The 22,619-nt window shown below is 55.4% G+C and carries 21 protein-coding genes and 1 pseudogene; 6 read left to right on the top strand and 16 right to left on the bottom strand.

Annotation, left to right across the window (positions count from 1 at the left end; all coding sequences use genetic code 11):
- Positions 1-93: 93 nt before the first annotated feature.
- Positions 94-472 (top strand): annotated as a pseudogene (locus HNQ59_RS19745) (transposase); the annotation flags it as partial.
- Positions 473-647: 175 nt separating this feature from the next.
- Here the strand turns inward: HNQ59_RS19745 and HNQ59_RS17325 are convergent.
- The 8 genes from HNQ59_RS17325 to HNQ59_RS17360 form a co-directional block, all read right to left on the bottom strand.
- Positions 648-1,085, bottom strand: a complete 438-nt coding sequence (locus HNQ59_RS17325) for a pilin (protein ID WP_184041656.1) — start codon at positions 1,083-1,085, stop codon at positions 648-650.
- A gap of 226 nt (positions 1,086-1,311) precedes the next feature.
- Complete coding sequence (locus HNQ59_RS17330; RefSeq protein WP_184041657.1) at positions 1,312-1,923, bottom strand: FHA domain-containing protein; 612 nt, start codon at positions 1,921-1,923, stop codon at positions 1,312-1,314.
- A gap of 28 nt (positions 1,924-1,951) precedes the next feature.
- Complete coding sequence (locus HNQ59_RS17335) at positions 1,952-2,797, bottom strand: Stp1/IreP family PP2C-type Ser/Thr phosphatase (protein ID WP_246491066.1); 846 nt, start codon at positions 2,795-2,797, stop codon at positions 1,952-1,954.
- Positions 2,794-4,467: a serine/threonine-protein kinase gene (locus HNQ59_RS17340; RefSeq protein WP_184041658.1), complete on the bottom strand. Its 1,674-nt coding sequence runs from the start codon at positions 4,465-4,467 to the stop codon at positions 2,794-2,796. Before HNQ59_RS17340 ends, HNQ59_RS17335 begins: the two co-directional genes overlap by 4 nt.
- Positions 4,468-4,763: 296 nt before the next feature.
- Positions 4,764-6,119, bottom strand: a complete 1,356-nt coding sequence (locus HNQ59_RS17345; RefSeq protein ID WP_184041659.1) for a TolC family outer membrane protein — start codon at positions 6,117-6,119, stop codon at positions 4,764-4,766.
- Positions 6,120-6,150: 31 nt separating this feature from the next.
- The gene (locus HNQ59_RS17350) at positions 6,151-9,201 is read right to left on the bottom strand and encodes an efflux RND transporter permease subunit (RefSeq protein WP_184041660.1); all 3,051 of its coding nucleotides are present in this window, start codon (positions 9,199-9,201) and stop codon (positions 6,151-6,153) included.
- Positions 9,198-10,289: an efflux RND transporter periplasmic adaptor subunit gene (locus HNQ59_RS17355; protein WP_184041661.1), complete on the bottom strand. Its 1,092-nt coding sequence runs from the start codon at positions 10,287-10,289 to the stop codon at positions 9,198-9,200. The genes HNQ59_RS17350 and HNQ59_RS17355 overlap by 4 nt, the downstream gene beginning before the upstream one ends.
- A gap of 14 nt (positions 10,290-10,303) precedes the next feature.
- Entirely contained in the window at positions 10,304-10,942 is a 639-nt protein-coding gene (locus HNQ59_RS17360; protein WP_184041662.1) for a TetR/AcrR family transcriptional regulator, read from the bottom strand.
- Positions 10,943-11,376: 434 nt separating this feature from the next.
- On the opposite strand from HNQ59_RS17360, the gene argB reads away from it, so the two are divergent.
- The 4 genes from argB to HNQ59_RS17380 all read left to right on the top strand — a co-directional run bounded on the left by argB (position 11,377) and on the right by HNQ59_RS17380 (position 14,317).
- On the top strand, positions 11,377-12,279 hold the full coding sequence (argB, locus tag HNQ59_RS17365; protein ID WP_184041663.1) for an acetylglutamate kinase: 903 nt from the start codon (positions 11,377-11,379) through the stop codon (positions 12,277-12,279).
- 171 nt (positions 12,280-12,450) lie between these two features.
- Positions 12,451-12,882, top strand: coding sequence for a CBS domain-containing protein (locus tag HNQ59_RS17370; RefSeq protein WP_184041664.1), 432 nt, complete (start codon positions 12,451-12,453; stop codon positions 12,880-12,882).
- Positions 12,883-13,020: 138 nt separating this feature from the next.
- Positions 13,021-13,671, top strand: a complete 651-nt coding sequence (locus HNQ59_RS17375) for a pyrimidine 5'-nucleotidase (RefSeq protein WP_184041665.1) — start codon at positions 13,021-13,023, stop codon at positions 13,669-13,671.
- 37 nt (positions 13,672-13,708) lie between these two features.
- Positions 13,709-14,317: a 6-pyruvoyl trahydropterin synthase family protein gene (locus HNQ59_RS17380; RefSeq protein WP_184041666.1), complete on the top strand. Its 609-nt coding sequence runs from the start codon at positions 13,709-13,711 to the stop codon at positions 14,315-14,317.
- 66 nt (positions 14,318-14,383) lie between these two features.
- Here the strand turns inward: HNQ59_RS17380 and HNQ59_RS17385 are convergent, their stop codons facing one another.
- From HNQ59_RS17385 to HNQ59_RS17420, 8 genes are all read right to left on the bottom strand, one after another.
- Positions 14,384-15,508 carry a VanZ family protein gene (locus HNQ59_RS17385; protein WP_184041667.1) on the bottom strand — a complete coding sequence of 375 codons (1,125 nt, stop codon included), beginning with the start codon at positions 15,506-15,508 and terminating at the stop codon, positions 14,384-14,386.
- Between the two features lie 90 nt (positions 15,509-15,598).
- Positions 15,599-16,654, bottom strand: coding sequence for a polyamine ABC transporter substrate-binding protein (locus HNQ59_RS17390; RefSeq protein ID WP_184041668.1), 1,056 nt, complete (start codon positions 16,652-16,654; stop codon positions 15,599-15,601).
- A 163-nt stretch (positions 16,655-16,817) separates the two neighbouring features.
- Positions 16,818-17,636, bottom strand: coding sequence for a tetratricopeptide repeat protein (locus HNQ59_RS17395; protein WP_184041669.1), 819 nt, complete (start codon positions 17,634-17,636; stop codon positions 16,818-16,820).
- Between the two features lie 373 nt (positions 17,637-18,009).
- Positions 18,010-19,515: a ubiquinone biosynthesis regulatory protein kinase UbiB gene (ubiB, locus tag HNQ59_RS17400; protein WP_184041670.1), complete on the bottom strand. Its 1,506-nt coding sequence runs from the start codon at positions 19,513-19,515 to the stop codon at positions 18,010-18,012.
- Positions 19,516-19,593: 78 nt separating this feature from the next.
- Positions 19,594-20,169 (bottom strand): ubiquinone biosynthesis accessory factor UbiJ, encoded by a 576-nt coding sequence (locus tag HNQ59_RS17405; protein WP_184041671.1) that lies wholly within the window; start codon positions 20,167-20,169, stop codon positions 19,594-19,596.
- A gap of 112 nt (positions 20,170-20,281) precedes the next feature.
- A complete protein-coding gene (locus HNQ59_RS17410) occupies positions 20,282-20,602 on the bottom strand; it encodes a DMT family transporter (protein ID WP_343074317.1) in 321 nt (106 codons plus the stop codon).
- Between the two features lie 14 nt (positions 20,603-20,616).
- Positions 20,617-21,354 carry a bifunctional demethylmenaquinone methyltransferase/2-methoxy-6-polyprenyl-1,4-benzoquinol methylase UbiE gene (gene ubiE / locus HNQ59_RS17415; protein WP_184041672.1) on the bottom strand — a complete coding sequence of 246 codons (738 nt, stop codon included), beginning with the start codon at positions 21,352-21,354 and terminating at the stop codon, positions 20,617-20,619.
- On the bottom strand, positions 21,351-21,728 hold the full coding sequence (locus tag HNQ59_RS17420) for a gamma-butyrobetaine hydroxylase family protein (protein WP_184041673.1): 378 nt from the start codon (positions 21,726-21,728) through the stop codon (positions 21,351-21,353). The genes ubiE and HNQ59_RS17420 overlap by 4 nt, the downstream gene beginning before the upstream one ends.
- Positions 21,729-21,897: 169 nt before the next feature.
- Here HNQ59_RS17420 and phoB point away from each other — a divergent pair, with 169 nt between their 5' ends.
- A complete protein-coding gene (phoB, locus tag HNQ59_RS17425; RefSeq protein WP_184041674.1) occupies positions 21,898-22,587 on the top strand; it encodes a phosphate regulon transcriptional regulator PhoB in 690 nt (229 codons plus the stop codon).
- Positions 22,588-22,619 lie beyond the last annotated feature (32 nt).

Here is a 22,619-nt window from a genome sequence, read left to right on the forward strand (position 1 = left end):
CCAATGATCTGGACTTCGTTGAATCTCGCCTTGCGCATGTGAGCTCCTATCGCCCTCCATGCTAACTAATTCTTGGTATACCGTGGTGGGGAAAGATCAAATTGGATAATCATTGACGAAACCTTCAATGCTGACCGACTGATCGAGTTTCTGGAGGCCTTGGTCCAGGGCATCGGTAAGCAGGTGTTTCTGATTCTCGACAAGTTGCGTGTACATCACAGCAAGGCGGTGAAAGCGTGGGTGGCCGCACGGTAAGACTAGATCGAATTGCTTTATCTGCCCAACGACAGCCTGGAACTCAAGCCTGAGGAGCCTTTAAACGCTGATCTCAAGATGTCATCGGCACGAAAGTGCAGGCGCGCACCAAGGCCAAACTGAAGGCAGCAGCAACTAGCACATGACGGAAATTGAACGCGCACCTGAGCGAGTCAAAGTGTTTTGCCAAGACCTAAAAGTACGCTATGCCGCGTAAAGGCTTATTCGGGTCAGATCAATAAATCAAGATAATCATACAGCCTAAACACATATGCGAGCGCCCGATGCGATGCATCGGGCGCTTTGGCGAGTTGATCAACTCTAATTTAACTGCCTTGAAGGACAGTCTGATTTAAAATTGGTCAAGCACCTTCCAAAAACAGCATGGATTATTACTTACGGCAGTTAGCTGGTAGAAATTTTTCCGGAGTATCGCCTTTCGAGCATTCCCAAGTAATACCTTTATCTGTATCGCCAGTACCAGTCAAAGCAAACTTCTTACCATTTGCAGCAGTATTGATAGCCTGGAGCTCAACTTCAAGTGTAGCAACTGTACCGCTTGTTTGTGTATATGTAATGCCCTTTACATACTTACCAGCAGGAGCCGTATTAATACCAGCTTCAGCAGCATCTTTAGGCATCACACCCTGAGAAGTATAAAACTCGGAGACGCTGGTCTTAGCTGAAGCAAGTGCGCCTACAGCCTCCGTTACCTTTGCTCGGGCCGTATAGTCCGTGTAAGCAGGAATCGCAACCGCAGCCAGAATACCGATGATCGCAACGACGATCATCAATTCAATCAATGTAAAACCTTGTTGTACGCGCTTCATATACTTCTCCTTGGTGACAGTGTGTTGACCACACGATAAACACAGCGTGTGTTTCCGTGCTGTTTACTAAGCACATAGCATGCCAGATTTGCCTATTTAAAATTAATCATTCAAAATCAATCAGTTGAAAAACAAGGTATCCCTTCTGTTTTGCCTTGCCCTGAATAATCCGATCTTCCTGCATGTGATCTGATGTCTTTGGCATGTCAGGATGTGACGTTTTTTGTCACTTTGACTGGATGTTGGTTTCAACGAATTGCATCTTGGCTTCGCCCATTTCGATGACATCCTGGTCTTTCAAGCCCATTGCATCGCCTTGCTTAATGGCTCGGCCATTGACAAGGGGGGCGTGGGTACCTTCTGCGAATTGTAGGGCGTAGCCGGTTATGTTGCGCTTGAGGATGACCACGCAGAGACCTGCTTTGCCCAAGGTGGTGGAGTCCTTGTTCAGCTCGATGATGCGACCGGTGTTGGCCCCGCCGATGATCTGGAGCGAGGCTTTTTTCAGTGTGGGTAAGAGAATGGTTGTTTTACCCGATAGGGTGTTGATGACTCCAGCTTGAAAGATGAGCTGAAAGCGACCAATCTCCAATTGGTCGTTGATTTCCAGATATCGTTTTTTGATGGGTTTGCCATTGGCCAGGGTACCGTTGGTGCTGTCCAGGTCTTCCAGAAACGAATCAGCGCCAATGGTTTGAATTTTGGCGTGGTAGCCGCTGACGGTCGGGTCATCCAGCCTGAGGTCATTGTCGGGACGTCGGCCAATGGTGAGTTGTCCCGGGCGGAGTTCGATCTCTTGTAAGGTTTCGCCATTGCGCATGACAACGAGGCGGCCCATGGTGTGTCCTTCCTGTTACGACGGATTGCTAGCAGCCACGCGCATGTCCAAGCCACGAGAGCAGCTTGGGCATCCAGCGTGTATGAGTTGGGAAATCTGCCCTGATACGGATCAGGATGACTGAGACATTGTCTCGGCCCCCGACTTCATTGGCAGCCTGGATCAGGTGATCTGCTAATTGCTGCAGTTGCCCTGGGTCGTCCTGCAAATAGTGCTGAATGTCGTGATCAGCAAGCATGTCGTTGAGCCCATCTGAGCACAATAGGTAGACATCATCGACTTCGACATAAAATTCATTGAATTCAGGCTCGACGTAGGCATCAATCCCCAATGCTCTGGTCACCAGATTCTTGTACTCGACAAAGCGGGCCTCTTCACGGCTGATCATGCCTGCATCGATCTGCTCTTGTAGCAGGGAGTGGTCACGAGTCAGTTGCTCAAACAGGCCTGCCCGTAACCGATACAAGCGGGAGTCACCGATATGCCCAACCATGAGTCGGTTGTCGTAGAACAGGGCAGCGACCAAGGTAGTGCCCATACCGGCGCATTGGGACTGGGTTTGCGCGGCTTCGAATACAGCGGCGTTGGCCAGCTGGATCTGGTTCTCCAGCATGCTCAGGGCATTGGGGCGACCGTTGACCGGATCATTGCGGTGCGGTTCGTAGTGGATGAGTGCTTGCCGTAAGCCTTGTGAGATGAGGTTGACTGTCATGTTTGATGCAACGTCACCAGCATTGTAGCCACCCATGCCATCCGCCAGGATGGCAAAACCACAATCCGGGTCAATCGAAACAGCATCTTCATTGCGCTCGCGAATCAAGCCTGGATCTGTTCGACAGGTCATTTCAATGGCATGGGACAGCTTGGGGGTCATGCCTTCCTCATCATTTTGAATCGGATGTTCCGCAGTGCTTCTGCCATATCAGCAGCCGTTTCATAACGCAGATCGGGTGTTTTGGCCAGACAGCGTTCAATCAGGCGTACCAAGGGCAGGGGCAGATCCTGTCGGAAGTCGGTGATTGGAGGCGGGGCCTCATTGGCAATGGCGCCCATCAATTGCGCGAGGGACTTGCCCTTGAATGGCAGGTCTCCTGTCAGCAATTGGAACAAGGTGACGCCCAATGAGTAGATGTCGGCACGACCATCCAGCTTTTTGCCCGCCAATTGTTCAGGTGACATATAGGACGGCGACCCCAGCACCAGGCCGGTGCGGGTTCGGCTTGAATCGGTGATCCGGGCAATGCCGAAGTCCGTCACTTTCAAATTGCCATCTTGACCCAGCATCAGATTGGCCGGTTTGATGTCGCGATGGATGACCTGCTGTTGGTGGGCATAATGTAGCGCCTCAGCCGCATCAGCGATGTATTCCAACGTCTGCTCGACTGGCAGCAATTTCCCTGCCTGAGCGTATTGGTTCAGGTCGTGCCCGTTCAAATACTCCATGGCAATGTAAGCCAGGCCGTGCTCTTCGCCTGTGTCGTAGATCGCGACGATGTGCGGGTGCCGCAGTCTGCCAGCGGTTTCGGCCTCGCGGAAGAAACGTGCACGGGCATCGGTCAGATCAGATGTCTCGAATTCATCCGACAATGACATGGTCTTCAATGCAACCACCTGCCCGGTATCTGGGTCGCGCCCCTGATAGACCACACCCATTGCCCCCTTGCCCAGCTCACGCTCCAGGCTGTACTTGCCCAGGTGTTGAATTCGAGCGGAAACCACGACAGGTACGGGGTTGATTATGGGTGCAGGTGCAGGTGCAGGAGCGGGTGCGGGTGCTGGAGCAGGAGATGGCGCAGGCACCGCAGCAGCCGGTTTGTCCATGGTCACAGTTGGTTGTGGCGGTGCGAGGGGTTGTGGCACAGCCATTGCGGGAGTGGCAACAACAGGCCTACGAACCAGCCTGCGCGGCAGATCACGGAACTGAGGATCATGAACAGCAATGAACTCGAAGACTCTCCGAGCCATGATCAATTGCTGGCGCACTTCAAAGGCTTGTGCCAAGCGATACAGGCGATCTTTGAGGTCTTCATCCATGATGCATCGGCTCAATACATCAAATGCCGAATCCAATTGCCCCTCTTCCTGTAAGGCAATGCCCTGCCGCAGCAGCAGGCGGTTTTCACGATCCTCTCTCGCCACAAGCTGGGCGAGCAGTTGTGATATCAAACCCAGCGCCAACATGATGATCCCTGCGACCATGGGCAGCCAGAATTGGCCGCCAATCCAACCGATCAGCTGCACAGCCATCAACAGCACAATGGCGACAACGCCCATCTGCACTGCTTGTTTCAGCTCGATCACCGGCCAGATCACCAATACGGGAATGGCTGCCAAGATCAACAACAAGGCACTGGGTGCGGGTGCCAGCGCGGTCAAGCCACCCGTGGCGGGCCTGATGGACTGGGCCAAGCTGTACAGCGCGTGCTCAAGTGCCGTGAACAAACCCGTGGCAAAGAACAGCAACAACGCCAACACCAGGCTGATCACCGCAGCCAGGGTATTGGCACGCAGAGCAGGTTGATTGAAGCGATCCATAGCGTTCATCGGTCAGGGAATACCTATTAAGTTATAGCGGCAACTGCCAAGCACGACGGCAGAAACAGCATGACATCATCTCTGTCCTTTGCGAAGCTGCACATTGCATGATCGGTCGTGGGTGCGAAGATCATCAGCTCATTCAACAGGTTGCAGCCCTGCCTGTGGCGAGTAGGTCGTGCAGCGTAAAGTCAATGCGATACAGATCATTTCCGGCTGAATATAAGCATTTGATCAATCTCTGTTACAGGCTCGAAAATAAAGCCCGGGAAGAGCCCGGGCTTTGCGCAACATCAAATGGGCGATCAGCTCTTGACCATCAGCTTGTTGACGGATTCCAGATCCGCTTCTGACAGTTTCCCAGCCTGGAAGGCTAGATTGAGCTTGGCCAACAGGTAGTTATAGCGAGCCTGCAGCAGGCTGGACAGTGTCTGATAGTACTGCTGCTGGGCATTCAAGACATCGACGTTGGTTCGCACGCCAACTTGCTGCCCGGTCTTGGTTGCATCAAGCTGGCTCTGGGCGGACACCAGTGCCTGCTCAAGCGCCAACACCTGCGCCGCGCCACTGGTCACGCCCAGGAAAGCTGATTTGGTATCCTGCTCCAATGTCCGGCGAGCGGTCAGTACATCCTGCTTGGTTTTTTCGTAATTGGCCGCAGCTTCGCGTGTTTTCGAATCCAGTGCGCCGCCAGCGTAAATCGGCACATTCAATTGCAAGCCAACTGAATAGGTGCGGGTCTGATCAGTTCCCCCGTTGCGGGCGCCGACCTCGTCCCAGTTCTTGCCGACCCGGCCAACCAGATCCAGCGTGGGCAGATGGCCCTCGCGGTTTTTCTTGACCTCTTGTTTCGCAACCTGCTCATTCAGCAACTGCGCCTGTAATACCAAGTTGTCGTTGGTTGCCATGCCCTGCCAGCTGTTCAGGTCATTCGGCTCTGGCTGGGTTGGCTTCATCTGACGATTGAGTGAGGCGATCCAATCCTGGTTGGTGCCGGTGATTTGGCGCAATGCATTGGTCTTGACCTCCAGATCGTTGCGTGCAGCGATCTCCTGGGCATTGGTCGAATCAAAGCGGCTCTGTGCTTCATACGTATCAGTGATGGTCGCCACCCCGACCTGGAAGCGCTTTTTCGCCTGAGCCAGCTGCTCCGAGAAGGCTTCCTTCTGTGCAGCCGCAACGGTCACAGCATCCCGCGCCTGCAGTACATCAAAATAGGCCTTGGCCACGCGCAACATCAGCTGCTGCTCGGCAATGCGATACTGTAGTTCGGATGCCTGTGCACCCAGCTTACTCTGCTCGTAGGCGGTGAAATTCTGTGCACGATAGATAGGCTGTTGCGCACTGATCGCCATATCATACTTATTGCCACTGCTGTCTTTGGATTCGATGATGCCAGGCTGGCTTTTACCTGGTTGGTAATGAACCCAGGCGCGAGAGGCCTCGGCGGAGGCACCCACCTGAGGCAATAATTGTGAGCGGCCTTGCGTTACCTTTTCCTTGCCGGCCTCCATGGCATAACGAGCGGCTGCCAGCTGGGAATCATATTTCAGCGCATCACGATACGCTGACAACAAATCGCCAGACCAGGCTGACGAGGCGGTGAACAAGCAAGCGAGGCCACATAGCAGGGCCGTCTTGTTGATTGACAGTTGGGTCATGCAGTATATCCTTTAATTTTCCCCGGCAGCTTCACACCGGTTTTTGAATCTTGAACCATGCCGCATAAAGCGCTGGCAGAAACAGCAAAGTCAGCAAAGTGGCCACCAGCAAGCCACCGGTAATGGAAATCGCCATCGGGCCCCAGAAGGTATTACCCCACAGTGGGATCATGCCCAGAATCGCCGCTAGCGCAGTCAGCATGATTGGCCGGAAACGCCTTACCGCTGACTCGATGATGGCAGTCCAGGGGTGTTGACCAGCGGCGATGTCCTGCTGAATCTGGTCAACCAGAATCACCGAGTTGCGCATGATCATGCCAGCCAGCGCGATGACACCCAGCATGGCCACGAAACCGAACGGTTTATCTGCGACCAGTAATGAGATGGTCACACCTACAATGCCCAAGGGTGCAGTCAACAAGACAAGCATTGTGCGGGAGAAGCTTTGCAGCTGCAACATCAGCAAAGTCAATATCGACAATACCGTCAATGGCATCACTGCATTGATCGATGCCTGCGATTTCGAGCTGGACTCCTGTGCTCCGCCAACGGTGATGGCATATCCCGCCGGGAGCTTGGCACGTAGTGCGTCGAGTTTCGGGTTGATCATCGCCGTCACCGTCGGCGCCTGGACATGATCTGGGATATCAGCCCGTACCGTGATGACGGGGACACGATCCCGGCGCCAGATCCCACCTTCCTCTGCCTCATATTTCAATTTGGCTATCTGTGACAGCGGAACATACTGATTGTTCCCGGTAAAGACATTGATATCTTTGAGCGCGCTGAGGCTTTCCGGCATCTCAAACTTGGCTCGCAACACAATATCCACTTGCTTGTCATGCTCACGCAGCTGGGTGACAGGTATCCCATTCAGCAATGCATACAAGGTCTCGGACAACTGCTGTGAATTCACGCCCAATGCGCGGGCCTTGTCCTGATCGATCTCCAATCGTAGCGCCTTGGTCATGTCATTCCAGTTCAGATTGACATTTCGGGTATAGGGATTGGCGCGCACTACCTTGCCGACCTCATCCGCAATCTGCCGGATCTGTACCAGATCCGGCCCCGACACCCTGAACTGCACCGGATAACCAACTGGCGGGCCGTTCGGCAGGCGGGTTGCATGCCCCAGCACCAGCGGGAACTGGGTGTTGAAGATGTCTTCGATCTTCTTCATCAAGCGCTCGCGTGCCTCCCGGTTCTTGGCGGTGACGATGATCTGGGCGTAGTTGGTGCCCGGTGGCGGCTCGTCAAGCACCAGGACGAAGCGCGGCGTAGGTGCACCCATATAGGTCGCAAAATTGTCGATGTCGGCATCGCCTTTCAGCATTTTTTCCAGGCGGGCCACTTCGCTCTCGGTCGCTTTATAGGAGGCCCCTTGTTTCAGCCACATATCCACGACGATTTCAGGCCGTGTCGAATCCGGGAAAAACTGCTGTTGCACCAAGCCGAATCCAGCAACTGCAGCCACAAACGACAGGGCGGTCGCCAGCATGACCGTCTTGCGATGATTGACACACCAGGTCACCAGTGCTCGAAACCTGACATAGAACGGCTTCTGATACACCGCATGTTCGTCATGCCCGGTTTGCGGCTTGATTTTCAGCAGGTGGTAGCCGATATAGGGCGTGAACAGCACGGCCACGATCCACGATGCAACCAGCGCAATGGCCACCACGGCGAACATGGAAAAGGTGTATTCCCCCGCTGCTGATTTGGCCAACCCAACAGGCAGAAAGCCCGCCACGGTGATCAGGGTGCCCGTCAGCATTGGCATTGCCGTAGAGGTATAGGCAAATGTCGCAGCCTTGAAACGATCCCAGCCTTGTTCCATTTTCAACGCCATCATTTCGACGGCAATGATCGCATCATCCACCAGCAAGCCCAGGGCAATGATCAACGCGCCCAATGAGATCTTCTGCAGGTCGATACCGATGATTGCCATGGTCAGGAACACCATGGCCAGCACCAGCGGAATGGCAATTGCCACCACCGTCCCCGAGCGCAGCCCCAGGCTCCAGAAGCTGACGGCAAGCACGATCACGATGGCTTCTATCAAGGTCTGGACAAATTCATTGACCGACTCTTTCACCACCTTGGGCTGATCCGCTACCCGATGGACTTCCACGCCAATCGGCAGATTGCGTTTGATGCCGACCAATGCCTCGTCGATATGCTTGCCCAGGGCAATGATATTGCCACCACGTTGCATGGAGATGGCCAGGCCCAATGCTGGCTGGCCGTTGTATCGCATACGCTGTTCTGGCGGGTCTGCAAAGCCTCGTTTGACTTCCGCGATATCACCCAGGCGGAAGGTCCGCCCCAGTGCAGAGATGCCGATATCACGAATGCTCTCCTCGCTGATGAAATCCCCAGTCACCCGCAGAAAGACCTGGTCACTATGCGATTGAATGTCGCCAGCGGGTGCCATGGCATTCTGCGTCTGCAAAGTCTGAATGATCAGGCGCGGGTCGATCCCCAGCTGTGATAATTTGCTCGGTGATATCTGGACGAAGACCTTTTCCGACTGTGCGCCAATGACCTTGATCTTGGCCACATCCGGCACCTTGAGCAGCACATCGCGTGCGTCTTCAACGTAGGTCTTCAGCTCGGCATAGTTGAACCCTTTGCCGGTGAATGCGTAGACGTTGCCATAGGTATCACCGAATTCGTCATTGAAGAATGGGCCTAACATCCCTTCTGGCAAGGTGTGGCGGATATCGCTGGTTTTTTTGCGCACCTGATACCAGGCATCGGCCACCCGGGTCGGGTCTACATCGTCGCGCAAGTTGATGAAGATCTGCACCTGCCCCGCTTGCGAAAAGCTTTGGATGAAATCGAGGCCTGGGATCTCCTGCAACTTGCGTTCGATCTTGTCAGCCACCTGCTCTTCGATTTGCCGGGCCGATGCACCCGGCCACGCCACCGATACCACCATCCCCCGGAAGGTGAAGGCTGGATCTTCCGCCTGCCCCAGTTTGAAATAGGACAACAAACCGGAAATGGCCACCGCGATGATGAAGAATTTGACCAGATCCTGATGTCTGAGCGCCCATTCGGAAAGATTGAGCTGTTTCACGAGCGCTCCTCTTGCAGCAGCTTGACAGGCTGATTCTCGAACAGCAGCGTCGCCCCCGCTGTCACTACCCTGACGCCATTGGCCAAGCCACCTGTCACCATGATGTCGTTGTCGATATATTTGCCGACCGTCACCGGCTGGGCTTTGACTTTCAGGGATTGATCATCGACCACCCAAACCATGGCCTGCTGGCCACGCTGAAATATCGCTGACAGCGGCAAGCGCACACCTTGCACTGCATCGGCACGCGCAATGATGACATTGGCGGTCATCCCCAGCCTGACGGCGTCATCAGGATTGAGCACCGACACCCTGGCCGCGTATGTCCGCGTTGCCGGATCGGCATCGGGTGCCAGCTCCCGCAGCTTGCCCTGATACTGCTTACCAGGTTCGGCCCATAAGGTGATGGCCAGATTACCCGCCTGTTTCAGCTCATCGATTCGCGATTCTGGCACGCTGACTCGAACTTCCTTCTCATCCAGCCTGGCGACCCGGATGATCGGCTGGCCCGGCGCCACCACTTGGCCTGCCTGAGCATCCACACCTGTCACCACGCCATCTTTGTCCGCTTTCAGCTCGCTGTAGCTGGCCTGATTGGTATTGATATTGAACTGTGCACGGGCTTGATCATATCGCGATCGGGCAGCATCAAACAGCAACCGGCGCTGATCGAACTCCGCCGGGCTGATGAACTTCCGCTCCAGCAAGTGCGCATAGCGATCCAGGTCTGATTTGGCCTTGTCGAAATCGGCCTTGGCCGCCGCCAGCTGGGCTCGCATGGCCTGCACACCTAATTGCAGATCCTGCGGATCGATCCTGGCCAGAACCTGGCCAGCCTTCACCAGATCACCCACCTGCACCAACCGGGCGCTGATCTTGCCCCCCACCTGGAAGCCCAGCGGTGTCTCATAACGGGCACGGACTTCGCCTGAATAGCTGGCACCGTCATTCACCGTGCCAAGCCTCACCACCATGCTCTTGACCGGGCGAACCTGCTCCTGCTTTTCTTCCTGCTGCTCACAACCAGCCATGGCAACCACCACCACGGCAGCCAGCAGCGCACGCCGCCATTCACTGCCCTTCTGCATGCCCATCTCCTTGCCTAATCAATTCTTTGGCAAAGCCCGCATTTGAGCAGGCTGAGGTAACTGTCGAGAAAACGGTCGTCATCGATGGATTCATTGATACACACCCCCAACGAATGCTGCCAGATCATGGCCATCATGATCGGCGCGATCACAACCCGCATGGTGTAGTCTATGTCCATCGGGCGGAACTCACCGCGCTTCACACCGTATTCCAATGTATACATAACCAGATTCTGCCCCCGGTGGACAACCTCGTCATGGTAATACTTCGCCACATCGGGGAAATTGCCTGCTTCTGCCATGACCAGCTTGGCAATCCCAGCCAGCTTGGTTTTCGCGATGGCTTGCCAGCTGAATCGAACCACTTCTTCCAGCAAGGCTGTGGCCGGGCCGTTGAAATCCCGCACCAGCGCCTCACCGACCTCGATGCGAGGTAGCAGGCCCTCACGGATCACCGCCTTGAACAGCTCTTCTTTGCTTGCGAAATACAGATAGGGCGTACCACGGGTCACCCCGGCACGTTTTGCGATATCTTCGATCTTGGTCGCGGCAAAACCACGCTCGACAAACAAATCAAGCGCGGCTTCAATGATTTCACTGGGGCGGGTTTGCTTACGTCGAGACCAGCGACCAGTTGCCGGTTCTTGAGTCATATTCGCATGCGCACATTAAATATAAATGAACGTTCATTTAGCAATTTGATTTGCAATGTATTCATAAAGTAAAGTGCTGTCAATGCCGCAACAGCGCAGCTTGCAGGAAAATGCCAGACAAAGGGCACCAGCCACCTTCGTACCATTCCTGCTGATATTCTAGATTCTGCCATCCGCCTATGCAGAATCAGCCATGGTGGCCTTATCCCAGCCTGACGATGCAAGCTGTAATTTTTACATCTACCTGCCCATTCACACACAAACTTGGCGTGTAAAATGGCTGGTTTCAGCCGTTGAACCGGCTATTGGAGGCCCCCGCCAGCCCGTGCCCGCATGTATGTCTGCAGCAAGCGATCGCCGGGTGATGGGCGGGCTCGCCAAGTCACCGCCATCTGCGGTGGCACCGTTGGTTTTTATCTGGAAGGTTCGCGTTTATGACCATCAATCCTAATTCCGCCCGCGACAAGGCTTCAATCCTGATCGAGGCGATGCCCTACATCCGCCGTTTCTACGACAAGACCATCGTCATCAAGTATGGTGGCAATGCCATGACTGATGATCATCTGAAAAACTGCTTTGCGCAGGATGTGGTGATGCTCAAGCTGGTGGGCATGAACCCAGTGGTCGTACATGGCGGCGGCCCTCAAATCAATGATCTGCTGACCCGTGTCGGCAAGCAGGGCGAATTCATTCAAGGCATGCGTGTGACCGACCGTGAAACCATGGACATCGTCGAGATGGTGCTGGGTGGCTTGGTCAACAAAGAGATCGTGAATCTGATCAATCAACACGGTGGTCGTGCCGTGGGGCTGACAGGCAAGGATGGTGGCTTCATCCGCGCCAAGAAGATGTTCCTGAAAAGTGAGGAACACAATGAACAGATCGACATCGGCCAAGTAGGCGAAGTGACCGAGATCGACCCGGAGCTGGTCGCGCTGCTGGACACCCGTGATTTCATCCCAGTCATCGCGCCGATTGGCGTGGGTGACAATGGCGAGGCCTACAATATCAATGCGGACCTGGTGGCCGGCAAATTGGCCGAAACCTTGAAGGCTGAGAAACTGGTTCTGCTGACCAACACCCCTGGCGTGCTGGACAAGCAAGGCAACCTGCTGACCGGCCTGACTGAGAGCAAGATCCATGCGCTGGTGAAAGACGGCACCATCTCCGGCGGCATGTTACCCAAGCTGGCCTCTTGCCTGGATGCCGTGCGGAATGGCGTGAACACGGTGCAGATCATCGATGGTCGGGTCGAGCATGCGCTGCTGCTGGAGATTTTGACCGATGCAGGTGTCGGGACGCTGATCCGCGCGGAGGCAACGCCCCCGATCATCTAGGCGCACAGGGACGGTTTCATCACTTCTCAGGTATGCCATCAGCTATAACAAAAGGGTGGAGTGGATGTACACTGTGTCGGTGTAAACCGCTCCAGGCTCCATCCACCAGACACAACCGTGTGCACGACCTTGCCAGTGCGCGCATGGCGGCATCCAGAGGAGAAGAAGACGATGAAAACGGCACGTCAGCTGCTGCAGGAAAAGACGCATCAGGTTATTTTCTCGGTCACGCCTGACGCCACGGTCTATAACGCCTTGCAATTGATGGCGGAAAAAGACATCGGCGCCTTGTTGATCATGGAGCATGACAAGCTGGTCGGCATCTTTTCCGAACGTGACTACGCCCGTAAGGTGGTTTTACAGGGCAAGGCCTCCGCCTCGACGCCGATTCGCGACATCATGACCGCCAAGGTGCTTTGCGCCAAGCCGGACAACACCATTGAGGAATGCATGGCCATCATGTCCGAAAAGCGCTTCCGGCATCTACCGGTGGCAGATGGCGAGAAGGTATTGGGCGTGCTGTCGATCACCGATCTGGTCAGGGCACAGATTGCGGAGCAGGAATTCGTGATCCAGCAATTGGCTCATTACATCTACCAGTAAACTGCCACACCGAGGTCTTGTCATAACGACAGATGCGGCCCGCCCTGCGGGCCGTTGTCGTTTGCAAAGGCGGGGCATCGAGGATGGAACCGACCTCTACCCTGCCCTGATCGCCGCTACCCACCTCAGGAGTCCGTCTTGTCCGTTTCGCCCGTCTGGATCTTCGATCTCGACAATACCCTACACCATGCCGACGCCCAGGTATTCCCTGCCATCAATCAGGCCATGACACACTACATGATGCAGACATTGGCTCTTGACGAGGCCGAGGCCAACCATCTGCGGCAGCACTACTGGCATCGATATGGCGCGACCTTGCATGGTCTGATCCGTCATCATCAGATCTCGCCGGATCATTTCCTGCTGCATACCCATCGCTTTGACAGCCTGCCTGACATGCTGCACTGGGACCCTGCCCTGAAAACCGTTCTGGCAGCCCTGCCTGGCCGTAAATTACTGTTTACCAACGGGCCGTTTGCCTATGCGCAAGCTGTGCTTGCAGAGCTGGGCATTGCTCGCTTTTTCTGCGATGTGATTGCTACCGAGCACGTCGGCTATCGCGCCAAACCCGATCCCGCCGCGTTCCGCGCCGCGCTGCAACGCCATCGGCTACCCGCCAGGCGCTGTATCATGGTTGAGGACTCATTACCCAACCTGCGCACTGCGAAGCGCCTGGGGATGCACACCGTCTGGTTGAGCCCGCAAGCACGCCGCCCCGCAGTGGTCGATTGGCGTATCGACTCATTGATCGACCTGCTCCGCCTGCCAGTGGTATCACGCTGCAAATGATGGTAAAAGCACCCTGTCCGCTTGAAAGATTGTCATTATGTTGATCCGTAAACTCTTCAAATTCGAGAACGCCCATATTGTCCGCAATTGCAGCTCAGACCGCTGTCGGCGCTCGATCCATGGCCACAGCTACAAGGTGGAGCTGCTATTGGAAGCCCACGCACTGGACAACGGCCAGATGGTTTACGATTTCGGGCTGATGAAAGGCACCATTCGTGATGTGATCGATGCTTTCGACCACGCGATCGCCTTCTGGGACAAGGATGACCCGGTCTATATCGACTACTGCAAGCAGTTTTCCGCCCGCTGGATCAGCATCCCGGTTTCGCCCTCCGCAGAACAGTTCTCGCGGCTGTTTTTCGTGCTGGTCGATGCCATCATGCGTAACACCGTGATGCGCAATGGCGAGCCGGACGATGTCAAATTGCACTCGGTAATCGTGCACGAGACTGAAACCGGCTATGCCCAAGCCTTTCGCGACGATGCTTTCAACCTGCGGATGGGTGAGATCAGACTGGCTGATATCGTGTTTTCAGATCAGGTCAAACAGGAATGGGGCAACCCGGCCATGTATGAACAATTATTGGCAGGGGAGCGCTTCATCAACCCCGAGGTGGCCTTGCAGGTGAATGTAGCCGAGGAGTAAGGCCCGTCTCGATGGGTGGTGTCAGCATGGCGCCGTCGGGTGAATGATGCAACGCACCCATCAAGCCTATAACCAGCGTGGATGATGATGCCGCGAGTAGTGCCAGACGAACCCCGCCAGAAACACCAACAGCAGCCACGGCCATAGATCCGCCATCACGTGTGACATGCCGTTGAAGTTGGTCAATTGCACATTGGGTTTGCGGAACAGCGCCAGTGCCGCGCCCGCGCTGGCTTTCAACGGCCATAGCCAATCCACCGCCAGGCTGGTCAACACCGCCAGTGCGCAGGTCAAAGCGCGGGGCACCAGCACTAATTTCAACAGGATGGGCAGCAGCACCATCGCCGCCAGCAAACCACTCACCGTCCGCCAGTTCAGCCATTGGAACAGGGCAAAGGGTTTGAGCAGCATGCCCGCCATGGCCAATTTGATGACCAAGGCCACCGCGATGATGGACAGCATGATGATCGGCCAAAACCGTCGGTGCTGCACCAGCAGTGATACCAGCAAGCCGATGATCAGCAGGTTCAACATGGCATCACCCGCCTCCAGCAGCTGCAGAAACAGGCTGGGATCAGCCAAGGGGGATTGGAATGGCTGTGGCAGGCCAACAGGCCGGAACACCACCCCAAACAGCGGAATGGCCGGGTCCAATTGGGTCAGAAACCAGCTGAGCAACAGCACCAGACCGAAATCCGCCCAACCGCCCTCCACAAACCAATGATGTCGCAGCAGATTGAACCGACGCATGATGGTGCGAGAGCCGATCCCCCATGCCATCCACGCCCCGATGATCGTACCCAGGGTATTGTGGTAGATGTCCAGATTGGACGGCACACGCGTGGGCAGGAACATCTGAAGTGACTCGACCAGGAAACTCAGGCACGCCCCCAGTATGATGGCCAGCAAAAACGCCCAGAACGCAGCCAAACGACTGCGCAACAGGCTGAACAAAGCCCCCCCCAATGGTATGTAGGCCAATACATTCAGGGCATCATCCACATGCGAGTGGTAATAAGGGGTGGGGTAGCTCAGGAAGGCCCACAATGGCGAAACCGGCCAACGCCAACTGGAAAAGGGGTACAGACTGATCAGCAGAATGATCAGTGCATAGATCCACGAAACGTGGCGTGACAGATATGAACGCGGCGCCTCTCGGGCCAGTAGCGCAATTGGCGTTTGCCAGGGCATGAATACAGGCTTCGTTGCTGGCCGCCCTTGATAGACCTGTCAGGGCAGCCACTCACTCGAACACATACACCTGTGAATACACAGGTAGACTCAACGGGATACCACTTCAGCCCATAGTGCATTCATCAGGCGACGGGTTTTCGGCTCCAGTGGCATCAACGCTTCGAGCTTACCGGAAGCCGTCTTGTCTGGAAAGATGACCACGTTGCGTTGTATCTCCGGGGCGACATACGGCAGGGCCGCCCGATTGGGGTTGCCCGCGCCGACCAGGTTCGTCAACTCCGCACTGTTTTTGCCATCGAGCATGAAGTTGATGAATTTATAGGCCAGATCCGCACGCGGTGCGTCCTTCAATATCACCATGCTGTCCATGGCCCAGCTGGCACCCTCTTTCGGCAGTGACGCTTTGATACGTGTACCGACCGTGCCACCTTGTGTATCGGCCAGGAAGAAGTCGTTCGAATACCCCAATGCCAGCCAGATCTTGCCGTTGGCAAGCCGGTTGGCGTAGTTATATGAGTCAAACCCTGCCCAAAAAGGCTTGGCACGCAGAATCAACTGCTGCGCCTCCTTCCAGTGTCGCTCGTCTTCAGTGTTGGTTGAGTATCCCAGATAATGCAGCGCCGCACCGAACACCTCCCGCGCATCATCCAACACCGACACCTTGCCTCGCAGCTTTTCCAGTTTGGCAGGCTCAAAAATCACTGCCCAGGAGTCAACCGATATGCCCAATTCCGCCAGACGGACTTCGTTGTAACCCACCACCGTGGTGGTATATGAATAGGGCACGGAGTAGCGGTTGGTAGAATCGAACGAGCGACCCAGATATTCTGGCGAGAGATTGTTGAAATTGGGCATCTGCCGGCGATCCAGTTGTTGTAACAGCCCTTTGCGGATCAACTCTGGCACGGCATAGTCACTGGGCACCAACACATCGTAAACTGGCCCTCGGGCGGCCAGTTTGATCTGCATTTCATCCATGCCAGCATAGAAATCCTGAATGACCTTGCATTTGCAGGACTCTTCAAAGCGCTTGATGGTTTTGGGCGCTATGTAATTGTTCCAGTTGTACAGGTGGAGCGTATCCGCCGCCATACCACGCCCAGCCAGAAAATAAACCAACACCGCGATCCAGAGTCGTATCATCAGGTAGCCTTGCAGAAAGGGGATGGGGGAACGTGTCAGCCAGACTGCGGATCGTTATGTGTTTTCGTCCGCAAGAGTGAGATTGTAAGACCATTTCGCCACCGTCACGAGCGTGGCATCAACATTTCTTTCCCACACGGTTGCGCTGGCTGACCAGACCACCCTATTGACCACCCCGCACCGCTTGCGCCTTGTCATACCATTCCTGGGCCAGCTTGGTATCGATCTGCTCGCCAAGCTCACCATGTTCATAGATGGCACCCAGGCGCTCCATCGCCAGCTCATTGCCAGCCTCGGCAGCTCTTCGATACCACTTGAGCGCATTCAACGCGCTCTGCGGGACACCCCATCCCTTATCATAGAACTCACCCAGGTTATACATGGCCAGCGGCAGGCCCTTATCAGCGGCAATGGTGTACCACCTCAGGGCCTCGCCGTAGTTCTGTTGCACCCCTTGGCCTTCTTGATACATACCACCCACGTTGTTGATGGCCATCAGGTCGCCCTGCGCAGCGGCTTTCTTGAAGGCATCCAAGGCCCGGGTGAAGTCTTGCCGAGCGCCCTGCCCTGTATAGTACATATAGCCGACATTGGTCAACGCAGCCGCATTACCCTGATCAGCCGATTTTCTGAACCATTCGAATGCTTTTTCCAGATCTTGTGGCACACCATTGCCCACTCGGTATAACCAACCCAGACTCTGTTGTGCTTCGGCATCGCCTTGTTCCGCCGATTGCTTGAACCACCCTGCCGCCTGGGTGGGGTCTGTTTTGACGCCCTGGCCCTGCAAATACATATATCCGAGGTATTTCTGGGCTTGCTGATCCCCCTTTTTCGCCAGGCTGCGGAACTCCTTCAGCGCCACATCATATTTTTGTGCCCGATATGCCTTCAGTCCTGACTCAAGATCAGCCCAGGCTGGCATGGCCAACCCAACACACCATAGCCAACAGACGACTTGCCTTACCCAATGCCTACTCATACCGATACCTTCCTGATATTCGACAACATTGATACAGCACCAGCAGGTTCGGCGGACATCGCTTCTTGGCACGGGCCATGAAGCCGTGACGACGGAACCCCAATCCCATCATCATATTAAAGCCTTTTCGGGCATGCCGTGCATGTCAAAATGCAAGTATATGAATATGGAATGGAAAACAACTGCGACCAAACAGAGCCCTGGTCAGGCCATCCGCCCTGACATGATCACAAACGCCGCGCTGGTGGCGACGCGGACAATACCAGCTGTTATTTACATGAATGGGTCAAGGCCGCAGTCAATCAGCTGCGCGAACCTGGCAACCAATCGATCGGGAAAGGTGGGCAAAATCCAACACGAGGTGAGCGGCGACTCACCCCTTGAACATCAATACGACCAGTAATAGTGCAATCACCGCCAGCAACCAGTTTTGGCGTTTTTGCTCACGCATCAGGTGAAAGTACGCCTCTTTCAGCATATCGCCGTGGTTGCTGGAAAGTGCTTCGTGCAGCCTACGCGGCAGCTCAGGCAACATGGCCGCAAACTGCGGACCCTCACGTTTCAGATTGCGGATCAACCCGGCGAAGCCAAATTGCTCGTGCATCCAGCGCTCCAGAAACGGTTTCGCGGTCTGCCAAAGATCCAGGTCCGGATCGAGCTGGCGCCCCAGCCCTTCCACATTCAGCAAGGTCTTTTGCAACAGCACCAACTGTGGCTGGATCTCGACATTGAAGCGCCGTGACGTCTCAAACAAACGTAACAGCACCTGTCCAAAACTGATCTGTGACAAAGGCCGATCGAAGATCGGCTCGCATACTGTCCTGACCGCTGCCTCCAGCTCCTCAACCCTGGTATCCGGCGGCACCCAGCCCGATTCGATATGAGCAGTGGCCACACGCTTGTAGTCACGGTTGAAGAACGCCAGAAAATTGACCGCTAGGTAATGTTTGTCGAAATCGGTCAGCGTGCCGACAATGCCAAAGTCCAACGCGATATAGCGGCCATCAGCAGCGGCAAAGATATTGCCAGGGTGCATGTCCGCATGGAAGAAACCGTCACGGAACACCTGGGTGAAGAAGATCTCGACCCCAAAGCGGCTGAGCTTTTTCAGATCGATCCCTGTCTCTCGCAGTTTATCGATCTGGCCAATCGGCGTGCCCCGCATCCACTGCAACACCATGACCTCGCGCGAGCAATAATCCCAATGCACCTCAGGCACGATCAGCATGGGAGAGTGCAGGAAATTACGCCGCAGCTGGCTTGCATTGGCAGCCTCGCGCATCAGATCCAGTTCATCGTGCAGATACTTGTCGAATTCGGCCACTACCTCACGCGGCTTCAAACGCTTGCCATCAGCAAACAACCATTCCACCACCCGCGCCATGATCCGCATCAGTGCCAGATCCTGATCGATGGTCGGCAAAATGCCAGGACGCAGGATCTTGACCGCCACCTCTTGACCATCCGGCAAGATCGCATAGTGCACCTGGGCGACCGACGCACTGGCTACCGGTTTATCGTCAAACTGCTTGAACACAGCCTCTGGCGGCTGGCCCAGATTGCGCTGCAGAATCTCCCGCGCCAGGGCGCTGTCGAATGGGGGAACCCGATCCTGTAGCCGAGCCAGCTCATCTGCAATGTCTGGTGGCATCAAATCCCGACGGGTCGATAACACCTGACCGAATTTCACAAAAATGGGGCCAAGCCGCTCCAGCGCACGCCGCAGGCGAACAGCCCGAGGCGTCGACAAATCACGCCAGAACAACACCCCGCGCACCAGAGCCCGCAGACCACGTACTCGTTCATGCCCCAGCAGAAATTCATCCAACCCATAGGCAAACACGACATGAACAATCTTCAGCAATCTGAGCAGAAACATAACAAAGTGGCTTTTTGGGTAATGGGCACGACAGGTGCCGTGGTTTTCAAGCAGCTGGTTCGGGATCGATCTGGCCGGTCAACGTTCCGCAGGCGGCTTGAGCAAGGCTGTCAATCGTTCCAGCCGTTTCTCGGCGCGATCCACATCATCGCGAATGACATCCACCGCAGCAAGAAACGAAGCCACATCATGTTGCTTGGCCAACAATGGGGCTTCCTCTGTCCAATGCTCGGTGTATTGGCGGGCCAGGCGGAATGCAAATTCACCTTGAGGGCCAAACAACCCAGCCCCCCATTGTGTCAACCGATGGGCCAACACATCACCAACCAAGCGGGACAAGTCCTCTTCCGCATCCCACCGGAGCCCTTTCAGCAATTTGCCGATTTCGGCGCCCAATGCGGTGTCTCCCTCAACCACGATATCGCGGTAAGCGGCCTCATCCTTCAAGGCCAGACGCGGCAACAGGCTGATGTGGAAACGGAGGGTCGTATCAGCAGGTGGTGTCGCCTGCTGCAAAAAGCCGTCCTCAGCCACCTTGAAACACAGCTCAATGGGAGATGCCACCAAGACCACGACTTGGCCGGCATGCTCAGCCATCTGGTTGCGTAAACCAACCTGCTGGGCCAACAGATGGTTGAATGGAGCAAGCAGCATATCGTTAAACTCCTGATTTCATATCGTCACCGCACAGCGGCAGGTGGATGGCCCACTTTGGTTCCATTGCCATGATTCACCGATATTGGTGTCCCATTTGGTTGAACATCGCTCAATGGCCGCTTCCAGCCAGGCTGAGCAATACCGTTCCGGCCATGATCAACAGCAGCCCACAGAGCTTCATCCAACCCAGGCCTTCACCGAACCAGACCACGCCAACCACGGCCACGATCGCCATGCCGACGCCACACCAGATGGCGTAGACGATGCCGACTTCCAACGTCTTCAGGACTTGGCTCAACAGCCAGAATGACAACACATAGCCCGACACCACCATCAGCGTGGGGACCAGCCTTGTCATGCCTGCCGATGCTTTCAGCGAGCTGGTTGCAATGGTTTCAGCAATGATGGCGAGAGCCAGCAGCCCCCACACCGTCGGTGGAGCACTCAGAACTTGAACCCCTTGTGCAAGGCAACCACGCCAGCCGTCAGGTTATGGTAATCGACCCGGTCGAACCCAGCCTCACCCATCATCTGCTTCAGCTCCTCCTGCCCTGGGTGCATGCGGATCGACTCCGCCAGGTAGCGGTAACTATCCGCATCGTCGGCAATCAACTTGCCCATGATAGGCAGCGCCTTGAACGAATACAGGTCGTAGACCGGCGACAACGGCTTCCACACCTTGGAGAACTCCAGCACCAGCAACCGACCACCCGGTTTGATGACACGGTGCATTTCCTTCAGCGCCAGATCTTTATGCGTCATATTGCGCAACCCGAACGCCACGGTCACACAATCAAAGTAATCGTCCGGAAACGGCAGTTTCTCCGCATCACATTGCGCCACAGGCAGCAGCACACCTCGATCCACCAAACGATCACGACCAACCGTCAGCATGGAGCTGTTGATGTCCGTCAGCCAGACCTGCCCACTCGCCCCGACCTTTTTGCTGAATGCATACGACAGATCGCCCGTGCCGCCTGCGATATCCAGCACCCGCGAACCGGCCCGAACCCCAGACTGCTCGATCGCGAATACCTTCCACAACCGATGCAATCCACCGGACATCAGGTCGTTCATCACATCGTATTTCTGGGCAACGGAGTGAAACACCCCAGCAACCTTGCGGGCCTTCTCAGACTCGTCTACCGTTTCAAAACCAAAGTGCGTCTGTTTATCAGTCATGATGGATCTCGCGAAGCGCCCGCCACAGCCAGGCGGGCTAGGTAATCCTGCCAGTTGGCATCCTGATTGACGCCCAACTGGTATAAGTAATCCCAAGAGTACAGGCCGGAATCATGCCCATCGTCAAACACCAGTTTGATCGCATAGTGGCCGACCGGCTCAATGGCCTTGATATTCACCCACCGCTTGCCGATCTGCAGCACCGCCTGCTCAGGCGAATGGCCCCGTACCGCAGCAGAAGGGGAAAACACTCGAAGATATTCACAAGGCAATTCAAATCGAGCCTGGTCGGAAAAGACCAATTCCAGCAGACGAGACTGCTGATGCAGCCGAATTTCAATGGGGACAGGGGTATGTTGACTCAATCCAGCCATGAAGCACATCCGTGCAAAGAAGATGCAATCTTAACAAATTAGGCTGCTGCTTGCAGTAAACACACCAAGCATGTCCTACCACGGGATGTTGAGCCTGCCGGATTTGTCACGCTCATGTAATAATCCCTACCTATCCTTGCAACAATATCGAATTGTCGAGGAACACGACATGCCCGCAAATATCCTCCTGGTTGAAGATGAGCCCGCCATTCAGGAATTGATCGCCTTCAACCTGGAACAAGCTGGTCACCACGTACTCCGTGCCGAAACGGCTGAGCAAGGTCTGAATTTCATCCGCACCGCCTTACCTGATCTGGTTCTGCTTGACTGGATGCTGCCAGGGCAATCCGGTGTGGATTTCACCCGCCGTATCCGCAACGACGAGCGCACCCGACATGTGCCCGTCATCATGCTCACCGCACGCTCGGAAGAACATGACAAGATTTCCGGGCTGGAAAGTGGGGCGGACGACTACATCACCAAACCCTTCAGCCCACGTGAGCTGCAGGCCCGCATCAAAGCTGTGCTCCGCCGTCGCGCACCACAGATGACCGACGATGCAGTCGAGGTGAAAGGCCTGCGCCTGGACCCGGCAACCCACCGGGTCACAGCCAGTAATCGTTCGCTGGATCTGGGCCCGACCGAATTTCGCCTGCTGCATTTCTTCATGACCCACAGTGAACGGGTGCACTCCCGGTCGCAACTGCTGGATCATGTCTGGGGTGACCATGTGTTTGTCGAGGAACGGACTGTCGATGTCCACATCCGTCGCCTGCGCAGCGCGCTGGAGCCAAGTGGCCATGCTGACTTGATCCAGACTGTACGCGGTGCAGGGTACCGTTTCTCTGCACAATTGTAAGGAAAGTGCTGCTGGCGAGGACGCTGCTTGTA

It is taken from the genome of Chitinivorax tropicus (assembly GCF_014202905.1).
Classification (GTDB): domain Bacteria; phylum Pseudomonadota; class Gammaproteobacteria; order Burkholderiales; family SCOH01; genus Chitinivorax; species Chitinivorax tropicus.

Coding starts and splice junctions, on each gene's coding strand:
- HNQ59_RS17395 (WP_184041669.1), bottom strand. CDS start 17,636: ATGAGTAGGCATTGGGTAAGGCAAGTCGTCTGTTGGCTATGGTGTGTT.
- HNQ59_RS17385 (WP_184041667.1), bottom strand. CDS start 15,508: ATGCCCTGGCAAACGCCAATTGCGCTACTGGCCCGAGAGGCGCCGCGT.
- HNQ59_RS17360 (WP_184041662.1), bottom strand. CDS start 10,942: ATGACTCAAGAACCGGCAACTGGTCGCTGGTCTCGACGTAAGCAAACC.
- HNQ59_RS17345 (WP_184041659.1), bottom strand. CDS start 6,119: ATGACCCAACTGTCAATCAACAAGACGGCCCTGCTATGTGGCCTCGCT.
- ubiB (WP_184041670.1), bottom strand. CDS start 19,515: ATGTTTCTGCTCAGATTGCTGAAGATTGTTCATGTCGTGTTTGCCTAT.
- HNQ59_RS17325 (WP_184041656.1), bottom strand. CDS start 1,085: ATGAAGCGCGTACAACAAGGTTTTACATTGATTGAATTGATGATCGTC.
- HNQ59_RS17330 (WP_184041657.1), bottom strand. CDS start 1,923: ATGGGCCGCCTCGTTGTCATGCGCAATGGCGAAACCTTACAAGAGATC.
- HNQ59_RS17390 (WP_184041668.1), bottom strand. CDS start 16,654: ATGATACGACTCTGGATCGCGGTGTTGGTTTATTTTCTGGCTGGGCGT.
- HNQ59_RS17340 (WP_184041658.1), bottom strand. CDS start 4,467: ATGAACGCTATGGATCGCTTCAATCAACCTGCTCTGCGTGCCAATACC.
- HNQ59_RS17405 (WP_184041671.1), bottom strand. CDS start 20,169: ATGCTGCTTGCTCCATTCAACCATCTGTTGGCCCAGCAGGTTGGTTTA.
- HNQ59_RS17420 (WP_184041673.1), bottom strand. CDS start 21,728: ATGGCTGGATTGAGTCAACATACCCCTGTCCCCATTGAAATTCGGCTG.
- HNQ59_RS17380 (WP_184041666.1), top strand. CDS start 13,709: ATGTTGATCCGTAAACTCTTCAAATTCGAGAACGCCCATATTGTCCGC.
- HNQ59_RS17355 (WP_184041661.1), bottom strand. CDS start 10,289: ATGCAGAAGGGCAGTGAATGGCGGCGTGCGCTGCTGGCTGCCGTGGTG.
- HNQ59_RS17370 (WP_184041664.1), top strand. CDS start 12,451: ATGAAAACGGCACGTCAGCTGCTGCAGGAAAAGACGCATCAGGTTATT.
- ubiE (WP_184041672.1), bottom strand. CDS start 21,354: ATGACTGATAAACAGACGCACTTTGGTTTTGAAACGGTAGACGAGTCT.
- phoB (WP_184041674.1), top strand. CDS start 21,898: ATGCCCGCAAATATCCTCCTGGTTGAAGATGAGCCCGCCATTCAGGAA.
- HNQ59_RS17335 (WP_246491066.1), bottom strand. CDS start 2,797: ATGACCCCCAAGCTGTCCCATGCCATTGAAATGACCTGTCGAACAGAT.
- argB (WP_184041663.1), top strand. CDS start 11,377: ATGACCATCAATCCTAATTCCGCCCGCGACAAGGCTTCAATCCTGATC.